Below are 18,167 nucleotides of genomic sequence, written 5' to 3' on the forward strand. Positions count from 1 at the left end.
CACAGCGCAGGCGCCGATGTTCCTCTCCTTCCTTGACGAGCTGCGCGCCGCGGGCATCGCCCCCAGCCTGAAGGAGCATCTGCTGCTGCTCGAGGCACTCCACGCCGAGGTGATCGAGCGCACGCCGGAGCAATTTTATTATCTCGCCCGCGCCACCTATGTGAAGGACGAGGGCCAGTTCGATCGCTTCGACCAAGTCTTCGCCCGGGTGTTTAGCGGCGTGGAGGGCAGCATCACCACGGCCGGCGACGTGCCGGTCGACTGGCTGAAGGCGATCGCCGAACGCTATCTCAGCGCCGAGGAACGGGCCGCGATCGCCTCGCTCGGCTCATGGGACGAGATCATGGCGGCGCTGCGCGAGCGGCTGGAGGAGCAGCACGAACGCCATCAGGGCGGCAGCAAGTGGATCGGCACCGGCGGCACCAGCCCGTTCGGCAACGCCGGCTATAATCCCGAAGGGGTCCGGATCGGTGGCGAAGCGCGGCACGGCCGGGCGCTGAAGGTGTGGGACCAGCGCGCGTTCCGCAACCTCGACAGCAGCCGCGAGCTCGGCACCCGCAACATTAAGGTCGCGCTGCGTCGCCTGCGACGGTTCGCACGCGAGGGTGCGGCTGACGAGCTCGACATCGACGGCACGATTCAGGGCACCGCGCGCCAGGGCTGGCTCGACGTGCGGATGCGCCCCGAGCGCCGCAATGCCGTCAAGCTGCTGCTCTTCCTCGACGTCGGCGGCTCGATGGATCCGTGGGTGACACTGTGCGAGGAGCTGTTCTCGGCGGCGACCAGCGAGTTCAAGCACCTCGAATTCTTCTACTTTCACAACTGCCCCTATGAAGGCGTGTGGAAGGACAATCGCCGCCGGTTCGCCGAGCGGACGCCAACCGCCGAGCTGCTGCACCGCTTCGGCAACGACTATAAGTTGGTGTTCGTCGGCGACGCGGCGATGAGCCCCTATGAGCTGACCCAGCCGGGCGGGTCGGTCGAGCACGACAACCCCGAGGCAGGCGCCACCTGGCTGCGGCGGCTGATCGAGACCTATCCAGCCGCGGTGTGGCTGAACCCGGTGCCGGCGGTGCAATGGGGCTATTCGGCGTCGACGACGATCGTCCGGGAATTGATCACGGACCGCATGTACCCGCTGACGCTCAGCGGGCTTGATGCGGCGATGCGCGAGTTGACGCGCAAGCGCTGACTAGCGGGCTGACGGCGGAGAAGTTGGCCCAACCCGCCGACCATTAACGACAGCCGCTCAGGCGGGGATGATCATCGCATTGGAGCGCAAGGCTTCGAGCTTGCGGGTATAGCTTTCGACCAGCAGCAGACGGCGCTCACGGGCTTCCGGCGTCAGCGCGCGACTGGCGGCGGTACGTTCAACACTCAGGCGGCGAAGATAGTAACGTACATCTGATTCCACCGACGTCCCTCCCCGGGTTATCGACTTGATCTATGTATATGACCATGATGCTACCAAACAATCGTTAACATCGTGCCCAGCGCCCATACGAGGCTTAAGTGCGGTGGATGCTGCCGCCGGGCAGCGGATGGGGCGCGCCGGTGGTGCCGGGGAAGCTGATCGGCAGCCCGGCGAGGGTGCGAACGGCCATATAGGCGAATCCTTCCGCCTCGAGCGCGTCGCCGTTCCAGCCGTGCGAATCGCTGGGTTCGGGAACGAGGCCGGTGCGCTCGGCGATCATCGCGAGCAGCGTCGGGTTGTGGCGGCCGCCGCCGGCGACCAGCAGGTGCCGCGGCCGCGCGGGAAGATGGGTGAGCGCATCGGCGACGGCGGCGGCGGTGAAGGCGGTGAGCGTCGCGGCGCCGTCGGCGGCGGACAGCCCGCGCACCGGCTGGATGGTGAAATCGCTACGATCGAGCGATTTGGGGCCGGGCGCGGCGAAGAACGGATGATCGAGCATCGCGGCGAGGATGCCTTCGTCCACCTGCCCGCTGGCGGCGAGCGCGCCCTCGGCATCGAACCGCGCGCCGGACTGCGCCTCCACCCAGCTGTCGATCAGGCCGTTCGCAGGGCCGGTGTCGAACGCGACCAGTTCGCCGCCCGCGCCGACATAGGTGATGTTGCCGACGCCGCCGAGGTTGAGCACCGCGACCGGCAGGTCGAGCCGGGCGGCAAGCGCGGCATGGTAGACCGGCAGCAGCGGCGCACCCTGGCCGCCGGCGGCGACATCGTTGCTGCGAAAATCGCTGACCACGGTGATGCCGGTGGCGCGCGCGAGCACGGCGCCGTCGCCAATCTGCCAGGTCCAGCCGCGATCGGGGCGGTGGGCGACGGTCTGGCCGTGATAGCCGATCACCGACACCTGCTGCGGCTCGACGCCGGCTTCGCGGAGCAGCTTGTGGACGGCAAAAGCATGGGTGCGATCGATCAGCTCGGCGGCGGCGACGAGATCGGGGCTGGCGCGCGGCTTGTCGAAGGTCAGCGCCAGCTGGGTAGCGGCGGCGAGCTGGGCGCGCGCGGCGTCCGAATAGGCCTCGCCGCGAAACGCCAGCGCACGCACCTGCGACTCGCCGTCGGTGTCGATCAGCGCGGCGTCGATGCCATCGAGCGAGGTGCCGGACATCAGGCCGATCGCGAGCATATGAGGTACCTTGGCTTGGTTGCGGAGAGGACCCCGCTACGCCGGTCCCATGGCCCTGCTCGTAGCGGCAAGCGATGCACTTGGACAGGCGCGGTGCGGCGAGCGGGGCGATCGTTCCGACGCAACTGGAAAAATGTCGCAATGTACCTTATGTGGGCGCGCTCTCATGGCAACCAAACTCCCCCTCCCGCCGCGCGTCGGCATGGTCTCGCTCGGCTGTCCCAAAAATCTGGTCGACAGCGAGCGAATCCTTACCCAGCTGCGGTCGGACGGCTATCAGATGTCGCCCGACTATGCCGGCGCCGATGTCGTGCTGGTCAACACCTGCGGGTTCCTCGATTCGGCCAAGGAGGAAAGCCTCGAGGCGATCGGCGAGGCGATCGCCGAGAACGGCCGCGTCATCGTCACCGGCTGCATGGGCAAGGAAGCCGAGACGATCCGCGCGCGCTTCCCGGGCGTGCTCGCGGTGACCGGCGCTCATCAATATGAGCAGGTGGTGGAAGCGGTCCATGCCGCCGCGCCGGCGAACCTGTCGCCCTATCTCGATCTGGTGCCCGATGCCGGGCTCAAGCTGACGCCGCGGCATTACAGCTACCTCAAGATTTCCGAAGGCTGCAATCACCGCTGCTCCTTCTGCATCATCCCCAGCCTGCGCGGCGACCTCGTCAGCCGCCGGCCCGACGCGATCTTGCGCGAGGCGGAGAAGCTGGTCGCCGCGGGCACCCGCGAGCTGCTGGTGATCAGCCAGGACACCTCCGCATACGGGCTCGACTTGCGCCATGCCTCATACCCGCTGAAGGCCGGCGGCGAGGTGCGCGCGCACATGACCGATCTCGCCCGCGAGCTTGGGCGGATCGCGCCGTGGGTGCGGCTGCACTATGTCTACCCCTATCCGCACGTCGACAACGTCATCCCGCTGATGGCGGAGGGGCTGGTGTTGCCCTACCTCGACATCCCATTCCAGCATGCCGCGCCTTCGGTGCTCAAGGCGATGAAGCGGCCGGCGAACGACGCCAAGGTGCTGAGCCGGATCCACGGCTGGCGCGACATCTGCCCGGACATCGCGATCCGCTCCACCTTCGTGGTCGGCTTCCCCGGCGAGACCGAGGCGGATTTCCAATATCTGCTCGACTGGCTCGACGAGGCGCAGCTCGACCGCGTCGGCGCGTTCCGGTTCGAACCGGTGGAAGGCGCCAGCGCCAACGCCCTGCCTGACCAGGTGCCCGAGGAGGTCAAGGAAGAGCGCTATGCGCGGATCATGGCCAAGACCGCGGCGATCTCGGCGGCGAAGCTCGCGGCCAAGGTGGGCCGGACGCTCGCGGTGATCGTCGACGAGGTCGGCGAGGAGGGCGCGACCGGACGGTCCTATGCCGATGCGCCGGAGATCGACGGCGAGGTGTTCCTGCGCGATGCGGCGCATCTCAGCGTCGGTGATATCGTGCCGGTCGAGATCGAGGATGCCGACGAGCATGACCTCTATGGGGTGCCGGTGAGCGCGGCCCACTGAACCCGCTGTCATCCTGAACTTGTTTCAGGATCCATGGCCCGAGCTGGCATCGGGCTTGCGGCCGGGTGTGGGCCATGGATGCTGAAACGAGTTCAGCATAACGGGAGTGGGGAAGCGGTTGCCCGCCTCCCCTGCCTAATCAGCTGTTCTTCGGCAGCGCCCAGGCAATCACCTGATCGCCGATCGGCGTTTTCATGAAGTGATGGCCACCGGTCATCAGCACGACATACTCGCGGCCGTTCTGTTCATAAACCATCGGCGTCGCCTGGCCGCCGGCGGGTAGCGCCTGCTGCCAGAGGATCTTGCCGGTCTTAAGGTCGATCGCCTTGAACAGATCGTCGGTGGCCGCGGCGACGAAGATCACGCCGCCCGCGGTGACCACCGAACCACCGTTGTTGGGCGTGCCGATCGTGAACGGCAGGTAGCTCGGGATCCCAAACGGCCCGTTCTTGCGCGCCGAGCCGAACGGCTTGTCCCAGATCGTCTTGCCGGTGGCGATGTCGATCGCGCGGATCCCGCCATAGGGGGGCTGCTTGCAGAGCATGCCGGTGAACGGCATCTGCCAGCCGGCGTTGACGTCCACCGCATAGGGCGTCTGTGCCTGCGGATCGCCGGCGCCCTCGGCATGCGGCTTGTCGCCGCGGCTGCCGTTGCCGCCCTTGTCCTGCTTGGCCAGCGCAGCATTCTGCTCGCGGGTGAACCAGCCCTTCTTGTCGGCCTCGGCACGGGGCACGAGGCGGACGTAATTGGGCATGTCGTTGTAGTTGGCGACGATCACGCCGCGCGCGGGATCCACAGCGACGCTGCCCCAATCGGTGCCGCCATTGTAGCCAGGATATTCGATCGAGTGACGGGCCACTTCGGGGGGCGTGAAGAACCCCTTGTAGCTCGCGCGCTTGAAGTTGATCCGGCAGATCATCTGGTCGATCGGCGACATGCCCCACATGTCATGCTCGGTCAGCGGATCCTTGCGCAGGGTCTGCCACAACGACACCATCTGGGTGGGCGAGCGCTGCTCGGGTTCGACACCGCCGCCGGGAGCCTTGATCATCGCGGTCGGGGTCAGCGGACGACCGGTCGCCCGATCGAGCACGTACATGTCGCCCTGCTTGGACGACACCAGCAGCGCAGGCGTGCCCTTATAGTCGATCAGCGTCGGCTGGCTGCCGAAGTCATAGTCCCACACGTCCTTGCGCACCGGCTGGAACTTCCAGCGCGGCTTGCCGGTGGTGACATCGAGCGCCACGATCGAGGTCCCGAAGTCATTCTCGATCGGCGAGCGCAACGTGCTCCAGTAATCGACCGTCGAGTTGCCCATTGGCAGGTAGACCAGGCCGAGCTGCTCGTCGCCGCTTGCCATCGTCCACATGTTGGGCGTGCCGCGTGACCATTCCTTGCCGGCCGGCGGGTAGCCGGTCCACTCCGGATGCTTCATGTCCCAGGCGAAGCGGAGCTTGCCGGTGACCGCATCGAAGCCCTGGATCACGCCCGAGGGCTCCCAGCGCTGCTGGCCATCGGTGGTCTGGTGACCGGTGACGGCGATCCCGCGGATGATCACCGGCGGCGAGTTGATCGAGACGAGGCCCGGGAACACATGGCCCATGCCGATCTTGGCATCGACCTGGCCGTTGGTGCCGAAGTCGGCGCACGGACGGCCGGTCTTGGCATCGACTGCGATCATGCGGGCATCGAGCGTGCCTTCGATGATCCGGGTGGCGCAGGCCGCGTCGGGCTTGGCACCGGGGACGGCATAATAGGTCACGCCGCGGCAGGCGGCGGTATAGGGGATCCACTCGTCGGCGACCTTGGGATCGAAGCGCCAGCGCTCCTTGCCCGTTGCCGCGTCCATCGAGATCATGATGCTCTTGGCGCTGCACAGGTACAGTGCATCGCCGACCTTGAGCGGGGTCGTCTCGGCGCCGTATTTGCCGATCCCGCCCGCGTCGGGCATGTCGCCGGTGTGGCTGAGCCACGCCTGCTCGAGCTTGCCGACGTTACTGGCGTTGATCTGGGTAAGCGGCGAGTAGCGTCGCGCCGCACCGGTGCCGCCGTAGGAGGGCCAATCGGCACCCGTCGCCTGCCCGGAAGGGTCCATCATCCCCAAGGAGTTCGGTGCCGGCAGCCCGGCGATCGCCTGCTCCTGCGTGCCGAGCACGGTGAACAGGATCGCGGTCGCCGCCACCACGCCGGCGATGCTGCCGCCAGCAAGCTTCCAGCGGTTGGCGGCGCGGGTCAGCGTCGGCATGACCAGCAGGGTGGCGATCAGCAGCACGATCGGTGCGATGATGCGCGGCACCAGCGCCCAGACCAGATTGCTGCGCGAATCGAAAAACGCCCACAGCACGGTAAGCAGGGTGATCGCGATATACAGATAGGCGCCGGCGAGGCGGCCGCGGATCATCAGCACCCCGGCGGCGAGCATCGCCACCCCGGTGATGAGGTAATAAAGCGATCCGCCCAAGGCCGCGAGCCAGGCGCCGCCGATGCCGAGCACCAGCCCGATCGCCGCTATCACCACACCCAATATGATTGCCGACCAGCTTCGCCGTTCGTGCATGCCGTTGTCTCCTTCTGTCGTCCCGGTGGCTGCCGATCGACGCTGGAGGGTCTTGATACGGCTTGCTTGCCAAAGCGAACCCCGTTTGGTCGGAACAGTTCCGTAACGGTTGCGCCAACGTTATGTTTCTGTTTTCGGTAGCGACATGATCGCTCGCCTTGCTCTAGCCATGCTGATTGCATTCCCCGCCCCTGCCCTGGCGCAGGCCCTGTCCGCCGACGATACCGCGCGCATCGATGCGCTGGTCGCCCGGTCGCTGCACGACACGGGCGTGCCGTCCGCCTCGGTCGCGGTGGTGCGCGGCGGCAAGATCGTGCTCGCCAAGGCCTATGGCAAGCAATCGGAAACCGCGAAGATCGCCGATCCCGCGGCGCTCTACCAAATCGCGTCCATCTCCAAGCAGTTCACCGCCGCCGCGTTGTTGTTGCTGGAGGACGAGGGCAAGCTCAGCCTCGATGATGCGGTGGGCAAATATGTGCCCGGTATCACCGATGGCGACACCATCACCATCCGCCAGTTGCTCAGCCATACCTCGGGCCTGCGTGATTATTGGCCGCAGGATTACAGCTTCAAGGCGATGGCGACGCCGGTCAGCCCGCGCGGGATCGTCGATCGCTGGGCCACCAAGGGCCTCGATTTCGCGCCCGGCAGCCAGTGGCAATATTCGAACACCGGCTATGTCGTCGCCGGCATGATCGTCGAGAAGGTGAGCGGCAAGCCGCTGCTAGATTTCCTCCAGGAGCGCGTGTTCCGACCGCTCGGCATCAAGGCGATCGATCAGGACAAGGCGATCGGGCCGGGCTTCCCGCAGGGGTACAAGCGCTATGCGCTGGGACCGGTACGGGTGGAGACGCCGGCGGCGCGTGGCTGGCTCTATGCGGCAGGCGAGCTGGCGATGAGCGCACAGGATCTCGCCAAATGGGATATCGCCCGGATGGACCGGACGTTGCTGCCCATCGACGACTGGGCGGCGCAGGAGACTGCGGTCAAGCTCACCGACGGCAGTTCGACGGGCTACGGCCTCGGCGTGTCGGTCGGCAGCAAGAACGGGCGCGGCTTCGTCGAGCATAGCGGCGAGGCGGTAGGCTTCTTGTCGGAGAACATCGTCTACCCGCAGGACAAGGTGGCGATCGTGGTGCTGGTCAACGCCTGGTTCGCCGATGCCCAGACCCGTATCGCCAACGACATCGCGCAGGTCGTGCTGCCCACCTCACCCGGCGACCCGGGCGACACGCGCGGGCTCGATAACGCCAAGGCGCTGTTCGCGCAGCTCCGCACCGGCACGATCGACCGCACGATGCTGACCGAGGATGCGAACTTCTATTTCACTCCGGCGGCGCTGGCCGATTACAAGACCAGCCTTGCCGCGCTCGGCGAACCGACCGGTTTCGTCCAGGTCGGCACCGCCAAGCTGCGCGGCGGCTTTGTCCATCGCGGCTATCGCATCAGCTATCCCGGCCGCACCCTGTCGGTGAGCACCTTCGCGCTGCCCGGAGTCGGCCAGCCCTATGAACAATTTCTGGTGAGCCCCGCGCAATGACCGATTTCGCCGCCCTGCTCCTCGCCGATCGCGGCCAGCCGGCGCACTCGATCGAACTGGTCGCGGCCGCCGATTACCCGGCGTGGCTCGCCGCCAGGCCGCCGCGGGTGCGGGCCGCGCTCGCCGCGCAGCGCTTCGCCGGCAAGGCGAGCACGCATGCCATCTATGCCGACGACGAGCTCCACGCCGCCGTGATCGCCGACGAGGCGGGCCCGTGGACGCTCGCCAAGCTGGTCGAGGCGCTGCCGGCCGGCACATATCGCGTGACCGGCGACTTGGGGGGCGCGGCGCTGGGCTGGCTGCTCGGCCAATACCGGTTCGAGCGCTATCGCGCCGCGGAGGATGCCGCGCCGCGGGTGTTGCTGACCCGCGACGCCGCGTCGCTCGACGAGACGGTGCGGCTGGCGGCGGCGACGGCGACCGTCCGCGACTTGGTCAACACCGGCGCGTCGGATCTCGGCCCGGCCGAGCTGGAGACGGTGGCGGAGGCGCTGGCCAAGCGGCACGGCGCGAGCCTGGCAGTGACGCGCGGCGATGCGCTCGCGCAGGGCTATCCGATGATCCACACCGTCGGCATGGCCGCCAGCAAGGACCGTGCGCCACGGCTGATCGAGCTCGAATGGGGCGATCCTGCTCACCCGCGGGTCGCGCTGGTCGGCAAGGGCGTGTGCTTCGACACCGGCGGGCTCGATATCAAGCCGTCGTCGGGCATGCGGCTGATGAAGAAAGACATGGGCGGCGCCGCGCACGCGCTGGCGCTGGCCGAGCTGGTGATGGCGGCGCGGCTGCCGGTGCGGCTTCACCTGCTGATCCCGGCTGTAGAGAATGCGATCGCGGGCAATGCCTTCCGCCCGGGCGACGTGCTCAGCAGCCGGCTCGGGCTGACGGTGGAGAATACCAACACCGATGCCGAGGGGCGGCTGATCCTCGGCGATGCGCTCGCCAAGGCCGCGGAAGGCAAGCCCGAGCTGATCCTCGACTATGCCACGCTGACCGGCGCGGCACGGGTCGCGCTCGGCCCTGACCTGCCGCCGCTGTTCACTGACGACGAAGCGCTCGCCGCCGACCTGCTCGCGGCGGGCGCGGCCGAGGACGATCCCCTGTGGCGGTTGCCGCTGTGGGACGGCTATGACGAGATGCTCAAATCCGACGTCGCCGACCTGGTCAACGCGCCCGACGGCGGCTTCGCCGGGGCGATCACAGCGGCGCTGTTCCTGCGCCGGTTCGTGCCGCGCGACATCGCCTGGGCGCACATGGACGTGTTTGCGTGGCGGCCGACTGCCAAGCCGGGCCGACCCAAGGGCGGCGACGCCTATGCGCTGCGGGCGAGCTTTGCGCTGCTAAAGGCGCGTTACCGGCGCTGATCGACGGGTCCCTCGCCGTTGATGTCCCATTCCTGTTCGCGCAGCACCGTCGAGGGCACCGGGCGGCCCTGGCCATCGCGCCACGGCCGGTAGCGGAAGCGCTGCTCGATGATCCGGCAGGTCAGCGCATCGATCTCGGCGTTGCCGCTCGAGCGCGCGATCCGGCAGTCGGACACATGGCCATCGGCCTCGACATAGAAGCGCATCGCCACCGTGCCGCGGAAGCCTTGCTGGCGCGCCCAGGGGGGCAGGTCGCCACCGCGAACGTTGCCGGCGATATGCCGTGGCGGCGTCTCGCGGCCACTGCCGTCGCCATCGCCGTCACCACCGGCGCCCGTGCCATCGCCCTCGCCGCCGGCCCCGGTACCCGGACCGAGCCGGTCGGCGGCACCTGAGGTCGACTGGATGCCGACCGACGGCAGCGGCGCGACCACGATCGGCGGCGGCACGGTGAGGATCATCGGCACCGGCGCCGTGATCTCGGTTGCCTTGGAGCGTAGGTTCGGGGGCGCGGCGGCACCGGCCGGGCGCTGCACCTTGCGCGGTGGCGGCACCGTCCTCACCGGCGGCGGCGTATCGGGCAGCACCACGAAGGTCGCGAGGGTACGATCGACTACGGCCCGCGGCCAATGCACCGCAAGCCCGAGCACCAGCACATAGCCGAGCGCGGCGACGACCGCGGCGGTCGCTAGCGCCGCACCGGTCCGTTCGCGAAGGCGTGGCGACAGCGTCATCGTTTCGACAGGTGGTTGGCGACCGCAGAAATTCAATGCGCCGCCTCCGGGGCGGTCGCGTCAGCCGATCGCGGCAGCGGCCTCGATGATCGGCACGAACGAGGCGGCGGCAAGGCTGGCGCCGCCGACCAGCGCGCCATCGACATTGTCGAGCGCCATGATCGCGGCAGCGTTGGTTGGGCTGACCGACCCGCCATAAAGGATGCGGATCGCCTCGCCGCGCTCGGCGCCGAGCAGCAGGCACAGCTTGGTGCGGATCACGCCGTGCATCGCCTCGATATCGTCGTGGGTGGGGGTGCGGCCGGTGCCGATCGCCCAGGTCGGCTCATAGGCGATGGTCAGCCAGTCCGCCGCGGCATCGTGCGGCACCGACAGCTCGATCTGCGAATCGACCAGGTTCGTTGCCCGGCCGACATCGCGCTGGCCTTCGTTCTCGCCGCAGCACAGGATCACGCCCAGCCCCTCGCGCCGCGCCGCCATTGCCTTGCCCCAGATGTCGTGGCTGCGTTCGCCAAAGGCGATGCGGCGCTCGGAATGGCCGACCAGGGTGAAGCTGGCGCCGGCTTCCTTGACCATCCCGGCGGAGACGCTGCCGGTGAAGGCGCCGGAGGCGGCGGCGTGGACATCCTCGGCGCCGATCCTGAATTGGGTGGCGCGGGCGGCGGCAGGCGCGATCAGGGTGAAAGGCACGGCGATCTCGACGTCGACCTGCGGATGGGCGAGCGCGGCCGCGGCAATCCCGTCGAGCTCGCCGAGCGCGGCCAGCGAGCCGTTCATCTTCCAATTGCCGGTCACCAACTTGCGTCGCGTCATGCCTACTCCCTTGCCGACCGGCCGTCGCGGGCCGCTCCGCGCTTCGATGACGACCCGCACGCTTGATGGCAAGGCGCGCGGCCCCTAAAGCACCCGTTCCACTGTCCGGGGCGATCGGTTCCTTCATGCTCAGCTTCTTCCGCCGCTTCACCCATTCGAAGCTTGGCGTGATCATCACCTTCATCGTCCTTGGCGTGATCGCGCTTGCCTTCGCGGCCGGTGACGTCACCGGTCTCGCTGGCAATGCCGCGGGCGGGCTGACCGGCAACAACGTCGCCACGGTAGGCTCCGAGAAGATCACCAGCGCCGGCCTCAAGGCGCGAGTGCAGAGCGAGCTCGAGGCAGCGCGCCAGCGCCAGCCGACCGCGACCATGGAGCAGTTGCTCGCGCAGGGCGGGTTGCAGGGCGTGCTCGAGCGCGAGATCAACACGCTGGCGCTCGAACAGTTCGCCAAGCGCAACGGCATGGCGGTGAGCAAGCGCTCGGTGGACGGCCAGATCGCCAGCATTCCCGGGCTGCAGGGCCCCAACGGCCAGTTCGATCCCGCGATCTACCAGCGGCTGCTCGGCGAGCGCAAGCTGACCGATGCGCAGGTCCGCAGCGACATCGCCCGCGACACGCTGTCGCAGGCGCTGATCCTGCCGACCATCGGCGCGACGCAGGTCGGCGAGCAGATCGCCCTTCCCTATGCCTCGCTGCTGCTCGAGAAGCGTTCGGGACAGGTCGGCTTCGTGCCGACCAAGGCGATGGCCGCCGGCGCCGCGCCGACCGATGCCGACATCCAGGCTTTCTATACCCGCAACCGCGCCCGCTATTCGCTGCCCGAGCGCCGGGTGATCCGCTACGCCCTCGTCACCCCGGCGATGATCGCCGCGCGCGCGGTGCCGACCGATGCCGAGATCGCCCAGGCCTATGCGCAGCAGCGCCCGCGTTTCGCGGCCAAACAGACCCGCACGGTCAGCCAGGTGGTGATCGCCGACCAGGCCGGCGCCAACGCGCTCGCCGCCAAGGTCAAGGCGGGTGCCTCAATCGCCGACGCCGCCCGCGCCGCGGGTCTCGAGCCGCTCACCCAGACCGGGATCGAGAAGCCCGCTTACGCGCAGACCGCGTCGCCGGCAGTCGCGGACGCAGTGTTCGCGGCGTCGCAGGGCGCCGTGATCGGCCCGGTGCGCGGCGCGCTCGGCTGGATCGTCGCCAAGGTTGACTCGATCAACCAGGTGGCGGGCAAGTCGCTGGAGCAGGCCCGGCCCGAGCTAGTCACCGCGCTCACCCAGCAGAAGAGCCAGGCCGCGCTCGGCGCGATCCATGATGCGCTCGACGATTCGCTGTCCAAGAACGCGACCTTCGACGAGGCGATCGCCGACCAGAAGCTGAGCCCGCTGACCACCCAGCCGCTGGTCGCCAACGGCACCAACCCGACGGCACCAGGCGTGGCCGCCGATCCGGCACTGGCCCAGATCGTCGCCGCCGGCTTCCAGGCTGCGGAAGGCGATGCCCCGCAGCTGGTGACGATGGGCCAGGACGGCAGCTTCGCGGTGGTTGCGATCGGCCGGGTGCTGCCCGCCGCGCCGCGGCCGATTGCCGAGGTGCGCGCCGCAGTCGCGCAGGATGTCGCCACCGATCGCGCGCGGGCCGCCGCCCGGGTGCTCGCCGCGACCATCCTCGCCAAGGTCAACCAGGGCACGCCGCTCGCCCAGGCGCTTGCCGGTACCGGTCGCGCGCTGCCGCCGACTCAGCCGATCACCGCCAGCCGCGGCGAGCTGGCCGATCAGCGTCGTGCCCAGCCGCCGCTGGTGATGCTGTTCAGCATGCGCCAGGGCACCGCCAAGATGCTCGAGGCGCCAGGCAATGCCGGCTGGTTCCTGATCAAGCTCGATCGCATCGAGCCCGGCAACGCCGCAGGCAAGCCCGACATCGTCAAGTCGACCCGCACCGATCTCGGCCGCGCGGTGGGCAATGAATATGTCCAGCAGTTCGCACGCGCGGTGCGGCTCAACGTCGGCAGCAAGACCGACGCCGCCGCCGTCGCCCGCGTCCGCACCGAGCTGAGCGGCGCCGGCAACTGATGACCCCAGCGGAGGTGGTCGCCGCCGGCCGGCCCGCGTTCGTGTGGCGCCAGCAGGTCGCCGACACCGAGACGCCGGTCGCCGCCGCGCTCAAGCTGATCGAGCCCGGGCGCGGCGATTTCCTGCTCGAATCGGTCGAGGGCGGGGAAACCCGCGGGCGTCACAGCCTGATCGGGCTCGCGCCCGACCTGGTGTTTCGCGCCCAAGGCCACGAGGCGACGATCAACCGCCGTTGGGCGCACGACCGCGACGCCTTTGAACCGCTCGCCCAGCCGACGCTGGAGGCACTGCGCGCGCTCGTCGCCGAGTGCCGTGGCGAGGTGCCGCCGGAACTGCCCCGCGCGCTCGCCTGTCTGGTCGGCTATTTCGGCTATGAGACGATCGGGCTGGTCGAGCAGTTGCCGCAACCCGATGCCGACCCGCTCGGCCTGCCCGACATGCTGTTCGTGCGGCCGACCACCATCCTGGTGTTCGATCGGCTCGCCGACACGTTGTTCCTGGTTGCGCCGGTGTGGCCTGACGCGCGCCGGCCCGCCGCGCTGCTGGTGACAGAAGCCGAGGAACGGCTCGACGCGGTGGCCGCGCGGCTGGCGACCGCCGCGCTGCCGGCGCCGCCGCTCGCCGAGCCGGTCGAGCTCGATTACACCCCCGCGATGGCGCCGGAACGCTATGCGGCGATGGTCGGCAGGGCGCAGGAGTACATCCTCGCCGGCGACATCTTCCAGGTGGTGCTGGCGCAGCGCTTCTCCACTCCGTTCGCGCTGCCGCCTTTCGAGCTTTATCGCTCGCTGCGCCGGATCAACCCCTCTCCCTTCCTCTACCATCTCGACCTGCCCGGTTTTGCGTTGATCGGCTCCAGCCCCGAGATCCTGGTGCGCGTGCGCGATGGCGCGGTAACGATCCGCCCGATCGCCGGAACCCGCCCGCGGGGGCGCACCGCCGCCGAAGACGAGGCCAATCGCGTGGAGCTGCTCGCCGACCCCAAGGAACGCGCCGAGCATCTGATGCTGCTCGATCTCGGCCGCAACGACGTCGGTCGCGCCGCGGCGCCTGGCAGCGTGCGGGTGACGAGCAGCTACGGCATCGAATTCTACAGCCATGTGATGCACATCGTCTCGAACGTGGTCGGCGAACTGTCGCCGTCACGCGACGCACTCGATGCGCTGTTCGCCGGCTTTCCGGCCGGAACCGTGAGCGGCGCGCCCAAGATACGGGCCTGCCAGATCATCGCCGAGCTAGAGCCCGAACGGCGCGGCGCTTACGCCGGCGGAGTCGGTTATTTCTCGGCCGACGGTTCGATGGATTCGTGCATCGTGCTGCGCACCGCCGTGGTGAAGGATGGCGTCATCCACGCCCAGGCGGGCGCGGGGATCGTCGCCGACAGCGTTGCAGTATCGGAGCAGCGCGAGTGCGAGGCCAAGGCAGGCGCGATCCTGGCCGCGGCGCGCGATGCGGTGGCGCGGGCGGCGACCGGGCGATTCGGACAATAGATCTTCGGGCGGGCTTGCTGCCCGCCCTCGCCTCGCCGGCGACCTAGGATCAGGGAACCTGGCTCGCGTCGGCCTGCTGGGCGCGGCGGTCGGCCGCCCATTGGCGGTTGGTCATCAGCGCGCAGCCGCTCTGGCCACCGCTGCCGACCGGCGAACAGGTGTCGGGCAGCCCGCCGGCAACCCGGCTGACCTCGTCGACGGTTGCGGCACGATTGGCCCAGCTCTGGTTCTGCGCGGGGATCGGCCCGCTGTTACGGAATTGCTTGGGGATGCGGTACGGCTGATCGAGCGTCGAACAGACGATGATCTCGGTGCTCGTGTTGGGCGGGCACTTCTGGCCGGCACCGAGCGTCACGCTACGGATGCGCTGCGGCGGGTTGCCTCCCTCGGCAGACACCGGATCGGCAGCGTTGGCGGTCGACGTCTGGGCAACGGCAACCCCGGGACATGCGATCAGCGCGGCGATCAGCAACGGGCGAAACATGGGTGGCTCTCCTTACAGGCCCTCCCAACGCGCGGGAGCCGGCCAGGCTCCCATGCGCTTAGCCGCGGCAACATTGCCAGGAGATTGCGCGGTTGCCGCGATTGCATGGCCAGAGATTGCACCGGCCGGCGCTTCGTTTATGGCGGCGCGATGATCCTCGTCGTCGACAATTACGACAGCTTCACCTGGAACCTGGTCCATTATCTGATGGAGCTCGGCGCCGAGGTGGAGGTCGTCCGCAACGATGCCATGTCGGCCGGCCAGGCGATCTCGTCGGGCGCCGAGGCGTTCCTGATCTCGCCGGGGCCGTGCACGCCCAATGAAGCCGGAGTGAGCCTCGACCTCGTCGCCGCCGCGGCCGATGCCGGTCGGCCGCTGCTCGGCGTCTGCCTTGGCCACCAGGCGATCGGCCAGCATTTCGGCGGGCTGGTGGAACGCGGCGGGCTGATGCACGGCAAGACCTCACCGGTGCTCCACGACGGCACCGGGCTGTTCGCGGACCTGCCCTCGCCGTTCACTGCGACCCGCTACCACAGCCTGATCGTCAACGACGTGCCGGCGCCGCTGGTGGTCAACGCCACCGCCGCGGACGGCAATGTCATGGGCTTCCGCCACGCGACGCTGCCGATCCACGGCGTCCAGTTCCACCCTGAGAGCATCGCAACCGAACATGGCCATGCGATGCTCGCCAATTTCATGCGGCTCGCCGGGCTGCCGGTCAAAGAGATCGCGTGACCACCTTGTCGCTATTGCCGGATCCGTCGACGCCGCTGTCGCACGAGAGCGCCGCCCAGGCCTTCGCCGACATCCTCGACGCCCGGGTGAGCGACGAGGCGATCGGCGAGTTCCTGCTTGCGCTGTCCGATCGCGGCGAGACCAGCATCGAGATCGCCGAAGCAGCGCGCGCGCTGCGCCAGCGGATGATCCCGATCGAGGCAGCCCCCGGTGCGATCGACGTGTGCGGAACGGGCGGCGATGGCCATCATACGCTCAACGTCTCCACCGCGGTGGCGCTGGTGGTCGCGGCCGCCGGCGTGCCGGTCGCCAAGCATGGCAATCGCGCCGCCTCGTCCAAGGCGGGCGCGGCGGATACGCTCGAGGCGCTGGGGCTCGATCTCGCTATCGCCGGCGCCACCGCCGAGGCGAGCCTGCGCGATCTCGGCATCGCCTTCCTGTTCGCCGCCAACCATCATCCGGCGCTGGGGCGGATCACCCCGCTGCGCCGGCGGATCGGCAAGCGCACGATCTTCAATCTGATGGGCCCGCTCGCCAACCCGGCGCGCGTCACCCGCCAGCTGATCGGCATCGCCCGGCCCGATTACACCTCGCTCTATGCCGAGGCACTGGCGCAACTCGGCACCGAGCGCGCCGCGGTGATCTCGGGCGAGGAGGGGCTCGACGAGCTCTCCGGCGCCGGGCCGAGCATCGCGGTGACGGTCGGCGACGTGGCCCTGCCCCGCACCATTACCCCCGACGACGCAGGGCTCGCCCGTCACCCGCTAGCCGCGATCCGCGGCGGCGATCCGGCCTATAATGCCGCGGCGCTGCGCGCGCTGCTCGACGGCCGGCACGGCGCCTATCGCGACGCGGTGCTGCTCAACGCCGCGGCGGCGCTGGTCGTCGCCGGCCACAGCCCGACGCTGGCCGCCGGTGCCGAGGCCGCGGCCCTTACCCTGGACCATGGCAGCGCCGCGGCCTTGCTCGATTCGTGGATCGCCTACCGATGACCATCCTTTCCCGCATCATCGAAACCAAGCGCGCCGAGGTTGCCGCGCGCAAGGCGACGACGAGCCTCGCCGATCTTGACGCGGGGATCGCCGCGGTGAGCAAGCCGCGGGGGTTCCGGGCAGCGCTCGATGCGCGCCCCGGCCACGCGCTGATCGCCGAGATCAAGAAGGCGAGCCCGTCCAAGGGGCTGATCCGCGAGGATTTCGATCCGCCGGCTCACGCCCGCGCCTATCAGGCGGGTGGCGCCGCCTGCCTGTCAGTGCTGACGGACGAGCAGTGGTTCCAAGGCAGCGACGACTATCTGGTCGCGGCACGCGCGGCGTGCACGCTGCCGGTGATCCGCAAGGATTTCATGGTCGATCCCTGGCAAGCAACCGAATCGCGTGCGCTCGGCGCCGATGCCATCTTGATCATCGTCGCCGCGCTCGACGATGGGCAAATGCGCGAGATCGAGGCCTCGGCGACCGAGTGCGGGATGGATGCGCTGATCGAGGTGCACGACGAGCATGAACTGGAGCGCGCGCTCAAGCTCAACAGCCGGTTGATCGGGGTTAATAACCGCGACCTGCGCGATTTCAGCGTCGATTTCCAGCGCAGCTACGAGCTGATCGGCAAGGCGCCCGAAGGCTGTACCTTCGTCGCCGAGAGCGGGCTCACCAGCCGCGCCGATCTTGACGCCATGGCGGCGCGTGGCGTGCATTGCTTCCTGATCGGCGAGGCGCTGATGCGTGAGCCCGATATCGAAGCGGCGACGCGGGCGCTGGTGGGATGAGCGGCCTCACCCATCTCGATGCCGGGGGCGCGGCGCACATGGTCGATGTCGGCGACAAGGCGCCGACGTCGCGCGAGGCGGTCGCGACCGGGCGGATCGCGATGAGCCCCGAAGCGCTCGCGGCGATCCGCGGCGGCACCGCGCAGAAGGGCGACGTGATCGCGGTCGCGCGGGTCGCCGGGATCATGGCCGCCAAGAAGACCGCCGAGCTCATACCCTTATGCCATCCGCTACCGCTGACGCGCGTCGCCATCGATATCGAGCTTGGTGACGACAGCATCACCGCCACCGCGACGGCGCGGACCGATGGCAAGACCGGCGTCGAGATGGAGGCGCTTACCGCTGTCTCGGTGACGCTGCTGACGATCTATGACATGGCCAAGGCGCTCGACAAGGCGATGGTCATCGATGGTGTGCGGCTGCTGAGCAAGGTCGGCGGCAAGTCGGGCGCATGGCACGCGCCACGCACCTGACCCGCCGCAGGGATCTGCCATGTTGACCCGCCGGCAATCCGCGCC

General features: G+C 68.8%; 16 protein-coding genes. 10 read left to right on the forward strand and 6 right to left on the reverse strand.

Translation table 11 applies throughout. The features are described 5' to 3' along the window. Positions 1-16 precede the first annotated feature (16 nt). Complete coding sequence (locus tag AC07M8_RS11470; protein WP_495174701.1) at positions 17-1,192, forward strand: vWA domain-containing protein; 1,176 nt, start codon at positions 17-19, stop codon at positions 1,190-1,192. A gap of 57 nt (positions 1,193-1,249) precedes the next feature. Here AC07M8_RS11470 and AC07M8_RS11475 read toward each other — a convergent pair whose 3' ends face one another. Both AC07M8_RS11475 and AC07M8_RS11480 read right to left on the reverse strand, forming a co-directional pair. Further along, positions 1,250-1,414: a hypothetical protein gene (locus AC07M8_RS11475; RefSeq protein ID WP_495174466.1), complete on the reverse strand. Its 165-nt coding sequence runs from the start codon at positions 1,412-1,414 to the stop codon at positions 1,250-1,252. A gap of 94 nt (positions 1,415-1,508) precedes the next feature. Continuing rightward, the gene (locus tag AC07M8_RS11480; RefSeq protein WP_495174467.1) at positions 1,509-2,594 is read right to left on the reverse strand and encodes an anhydro-N-acetylmuramic acid kinase; all 1,086 of its coding nucleotides are present in this window, start codon (positions 2,592-2,594) and stop codon (positions 1,509-1,511) included. A gap of 166 nt (positions 2,595-2,760) precedes the next feature. Here AC07M8_RS11480 and rimO point away from each other — a divergent pair, with 166 nt between their 5' ends. Further along, positions 2,761-4,101: a 30S ribosomal protein S12 methylthiotransferase RimO gene (gene rimO / locus AC07M8_RS11485; RefSeq protein WP_495174468.1), complete on the forward strand. Its 1,341-nt coding sequence runs from the start codon at positions 2,761-2,763 to the stop codon at positions 4,099-4,101. 139 nt (positions 4,102-4,240) lie between these two features. Here the strand turns inward: rimO and AC07M8_RS11490 are convergent, their stop codons facing one another. Further along, positions 4,241-6,658, reverse strand: coding sequence for a membrane-bound PQQ-dependent dehydrogenase, glucose/quinate/shikimate family (locus AC07M8_RS11490; protein WP_495174469.1), 2,418 nt, complete (start codon positions 6,656-6,658; stop codon positions 4,241-4,243). Between the two features lie 169 nt (positions 6,659-6,827). Here AC07M8_RS11490 and AC07M8_RS11495 point away from each other — a divergent pair, with 169 nt between their 5' ends. Together AC07M8_RS11495 and AC07M8_RS11500 are read left to right on the forward strand one after the other, a co-directional pair. Then, complete coding sequence (locus tag AC07M8_RS11495; RefSeq protein WP_495174470.1) at positions 6,828-8,198, forward strand: serine hydrolase domain-containing protein; 1,371 nt, start codon at positions 6,828-6,830, stop codon at positions 8,196-8,198. Further along, positions 8,195-9,562 (forward strand): leucyl aminopeptidase family protein, encoded by a 1,368-nt coding sequence (locus tag AC07M8_RS11500; RefSeq protein ID WP_495174471.1) that lies wholly within the window; start codon positions 8,195-8,197, stop codon positions 9,560-9,562. The genes AC07M8_RS11495 and AC07M8_RS11500 overlap by 4 nt, the downstream gene beginning before the upstream one ends. Here the strand turns inward: AC07M8_RS11500 and AC07M8_RS11505 are convergent. Together AC07M8_RS11505 and tpiA are read right to left on the reverse strand one after the other, a co-directional pair. Continuing rightward, on the reverse strand, positions 9,550-10,296 hold the full coding sequence (locus AC07M8_RS11505; RefSeq protein WP_495174472.1) for an energy transducer TonB: 747 nt from the start codon (positions 10,294-10,296) through the stop codon (positions 9,550-9,552). The genes AC07M8_RS11500 and AC07M8_RS11505 overlap by 13 nt on opposite strands. Before the next feature lie 60 nt (positions 10,297-10,356). Then, complete coding sequence (gene tpiA, locus AC07M8_RS11510; protein ID WP_495174473.1) at positions 10,357-11,109, reverse strand: triose-phosphate isomerase; 753 nt, start codon at positions 11,107-11,109, stop codon at positions 10,357-10,359. Positions 11,110-11,234: 125 nt separating this feature from the next. On the opposite strand from tpiA, the gene AC07M8_RS11515 reads away from it, so the two are divergent. Together AC07M8_RS11515 and trpE are read left to right on the forward strand one after the other, a co-directional pair. After that, positions 11,235-13,175: a peptidylprolyl isomerase gene (locus tag AC07M8_RS11515; RefSeq protein WP_495174474.1), complete on the forward strand. Its 1,941-nt coding sequence runs from the start codon at positions 11,235-11,237 to the stop codon at positions 13,173-13,175. Beyond that, complete coding sequence (gene trpE, locus AC07M8_RS11520) at positions 13,175-14,665, forward strand: anthranilate synthase component I (protein ID WP_495174475.1); 1,491 nt, start codon at positions 13,175-13,177, stop codon at positions 14,663-14,665. Before AC07M8_RS11515 ends, trpE begins: the two co-directional genes overlap by 1 nt. Positions 14,666-14,714: 49 nt before the next feature. Here the strand turns inward: trpE and AC07M8_RS11525 are convergent, their stop codons facing one another. Next, a complete protein-coding gene (locus AC07M8_RS11525) occupies positions 14,715-15,149 on the reverse strand; it encodes a hypothetical protein (protein ID WP_495174476.1) in 435 nt (144 codons plus the stop codon). A 150-nt stretch (positions 15,150-15,299) separates the two neighbouring features. On the opposite strand from AC07M8_RS11525, the gene AC07M8_RS11530 reads away from it, so the two are divergent. The 4 genes from AC07M8_RS11530 to moaC are packed head-to-tail and all read left to right on the forward strand — an operon-like array spanning position 15,300 to position 18,122. Beyond that, complete coding sequence (locus AC07M8_RS11530) at positions 15,300-15,884, forward strand: anthranilate synthase component II (RefSeq protein WP_495174702.1); 585 nt, start codon at positions 15,300-15,302, stop codon at positions 15,882-15,884. Further along, positions 15,881-16,876 carry an anthranilate phosphoribosyltransferase gene (gene trpD, locus AC07M8_RS11535; RefSeq protein ID WP_495174477.1) on the forward strand — a complete coding sequence of 332 codons (996 nt, stop codon included), beginning with the start codon at positions 15,881-15,883 and terminating at the stop codon, positions 16,874-16,876. Before AC07M8_RS11530 ends, trpD begins: the two co-directional genes overlap by 4 nt. Continuing rightward, entirely contained in the window at positions 16,873-17,649 is a 777-nt protein-coding gene (trpC, locus tag AC07M8_RS11540) for an indole-3-glycerol phosphate synthase TrpC (RefSeq protein ID WP_495174478.1), read from the forward strand. Before trpD ends, trpC begins: the two co-directional genes overlap by 4 nt. Next, entirely contained in the window at positions 17,646-18,122 is a 477-nt protein-coding gene (moaC, locus tag AC07M8_RS11545; RefSeq protein WP_495174479.1) for a cyclic pyranopterin monophosphate synthase MoaC, read from the forward strand. The genes trpC and moaC overlap by 4 nt, the downstream gene beginning before the upstream one ends. The last annotated feature ends 45 nt before the right edge of the window (positions 18,123-18,167 follow it).

This window comes from Sphingomonas sp. GW821-FHT09E03 (assembly GCF_059416225.1).

Coding starts and splice junctions, on each gene's coding strand:
- AC07M8_RS11500 (WP_495174471.1), top strand. CDS start 8,195: ATGACCGATTTCGCCGCCCTGCTCCTCGCCGATCGCGGCCAGCCGGCG.
- AC07M8_RS11515 (WP_495174474.1), top strand. CDS start 11,235: ATGCTCAGCTTCTTCCGCCGCTTCACCCATTCGAAGCTTGGCGTGATC.
- moaC (WP_495174479.1), top strand. CDS start 17,646: ATGAGCGGCCTCACCCATCTCGATGCCGGGGGCGCGGCGCACATGGTC.
- trpC (WP_495174478.1), top strand. CDS start 16,873: ATGACCATCCTTTCCCGCATCATCGAAACCAAGCGCGCCGAGGTTGCC.
- AC07M8_RS11490 (WP_495174469.1), bottom strand. CDS start 6,658: ATGCACGAACGGCGAAGCTGGTCGGCAATCATATTGGGTGTGGTGATA.
- rimO (WP_495174468.1), top strand. CDS start 2,761: ATGGCAACCAAACTCCCCCTCCCGCCGCGCGTCGGCATGGTCTCGCTC.
- tpiA (WP_495174473.1), bottom strand. CDS start 11,109: ATGACGCGACGCAAGTTGGTGACCGGCAATTGGAAGATGAACGGCTCG.
- AC07M8_RS11495 (WP_495174470.1), top strand. CDS start 6,828: ATGCTGATTGCATTCCCCGCCCCTGCCCTGGCGCAGGCCCTGTCCGCC.
- AC07M8_RS11480 (WP_495174467.1), bottom strand. CDS start 2,594: ATGCTCGCGATCGGCCTGATGTCCGGCACCTCGCTCGATGGCATCGAC.
- AC07M8_RS11505 (WP_495174472.1), bottom strand. CDS start 10,296: ATGACGCTGTCGCCACGCCTTCGCGAACGGACCGGTGCGGCGCTAGCG.
- AC07M8_RS11525 (WP_495174476.1), bottom strand. CDS start 15,149: ATGTTTCGCCCGTTGCTGATCGCCGCGCTGATCGCATGTCCCGGGGTT.
- AC07M8_RS11470 (WP_495174701.1), top strand. CDS start 17: ATGTTCCTCTCCTTCCTTGACGAGCTGCGCGCCGCGGGCATCGCCCCC.
- AC07M8_RS11530 (WP_495174702.1), top strand. CDS start 15,300: ATGATCCTCGTCGTCGACAATTACGACAGCTTCACCTGGAACCTGGTC.
- trpE (WP_495174475.1), top strand. CDS start 13,175: ATGACCCCAGCGGAGGTGGTCGCCGCCGGCCGGCCCGCGTTCGTGTGG.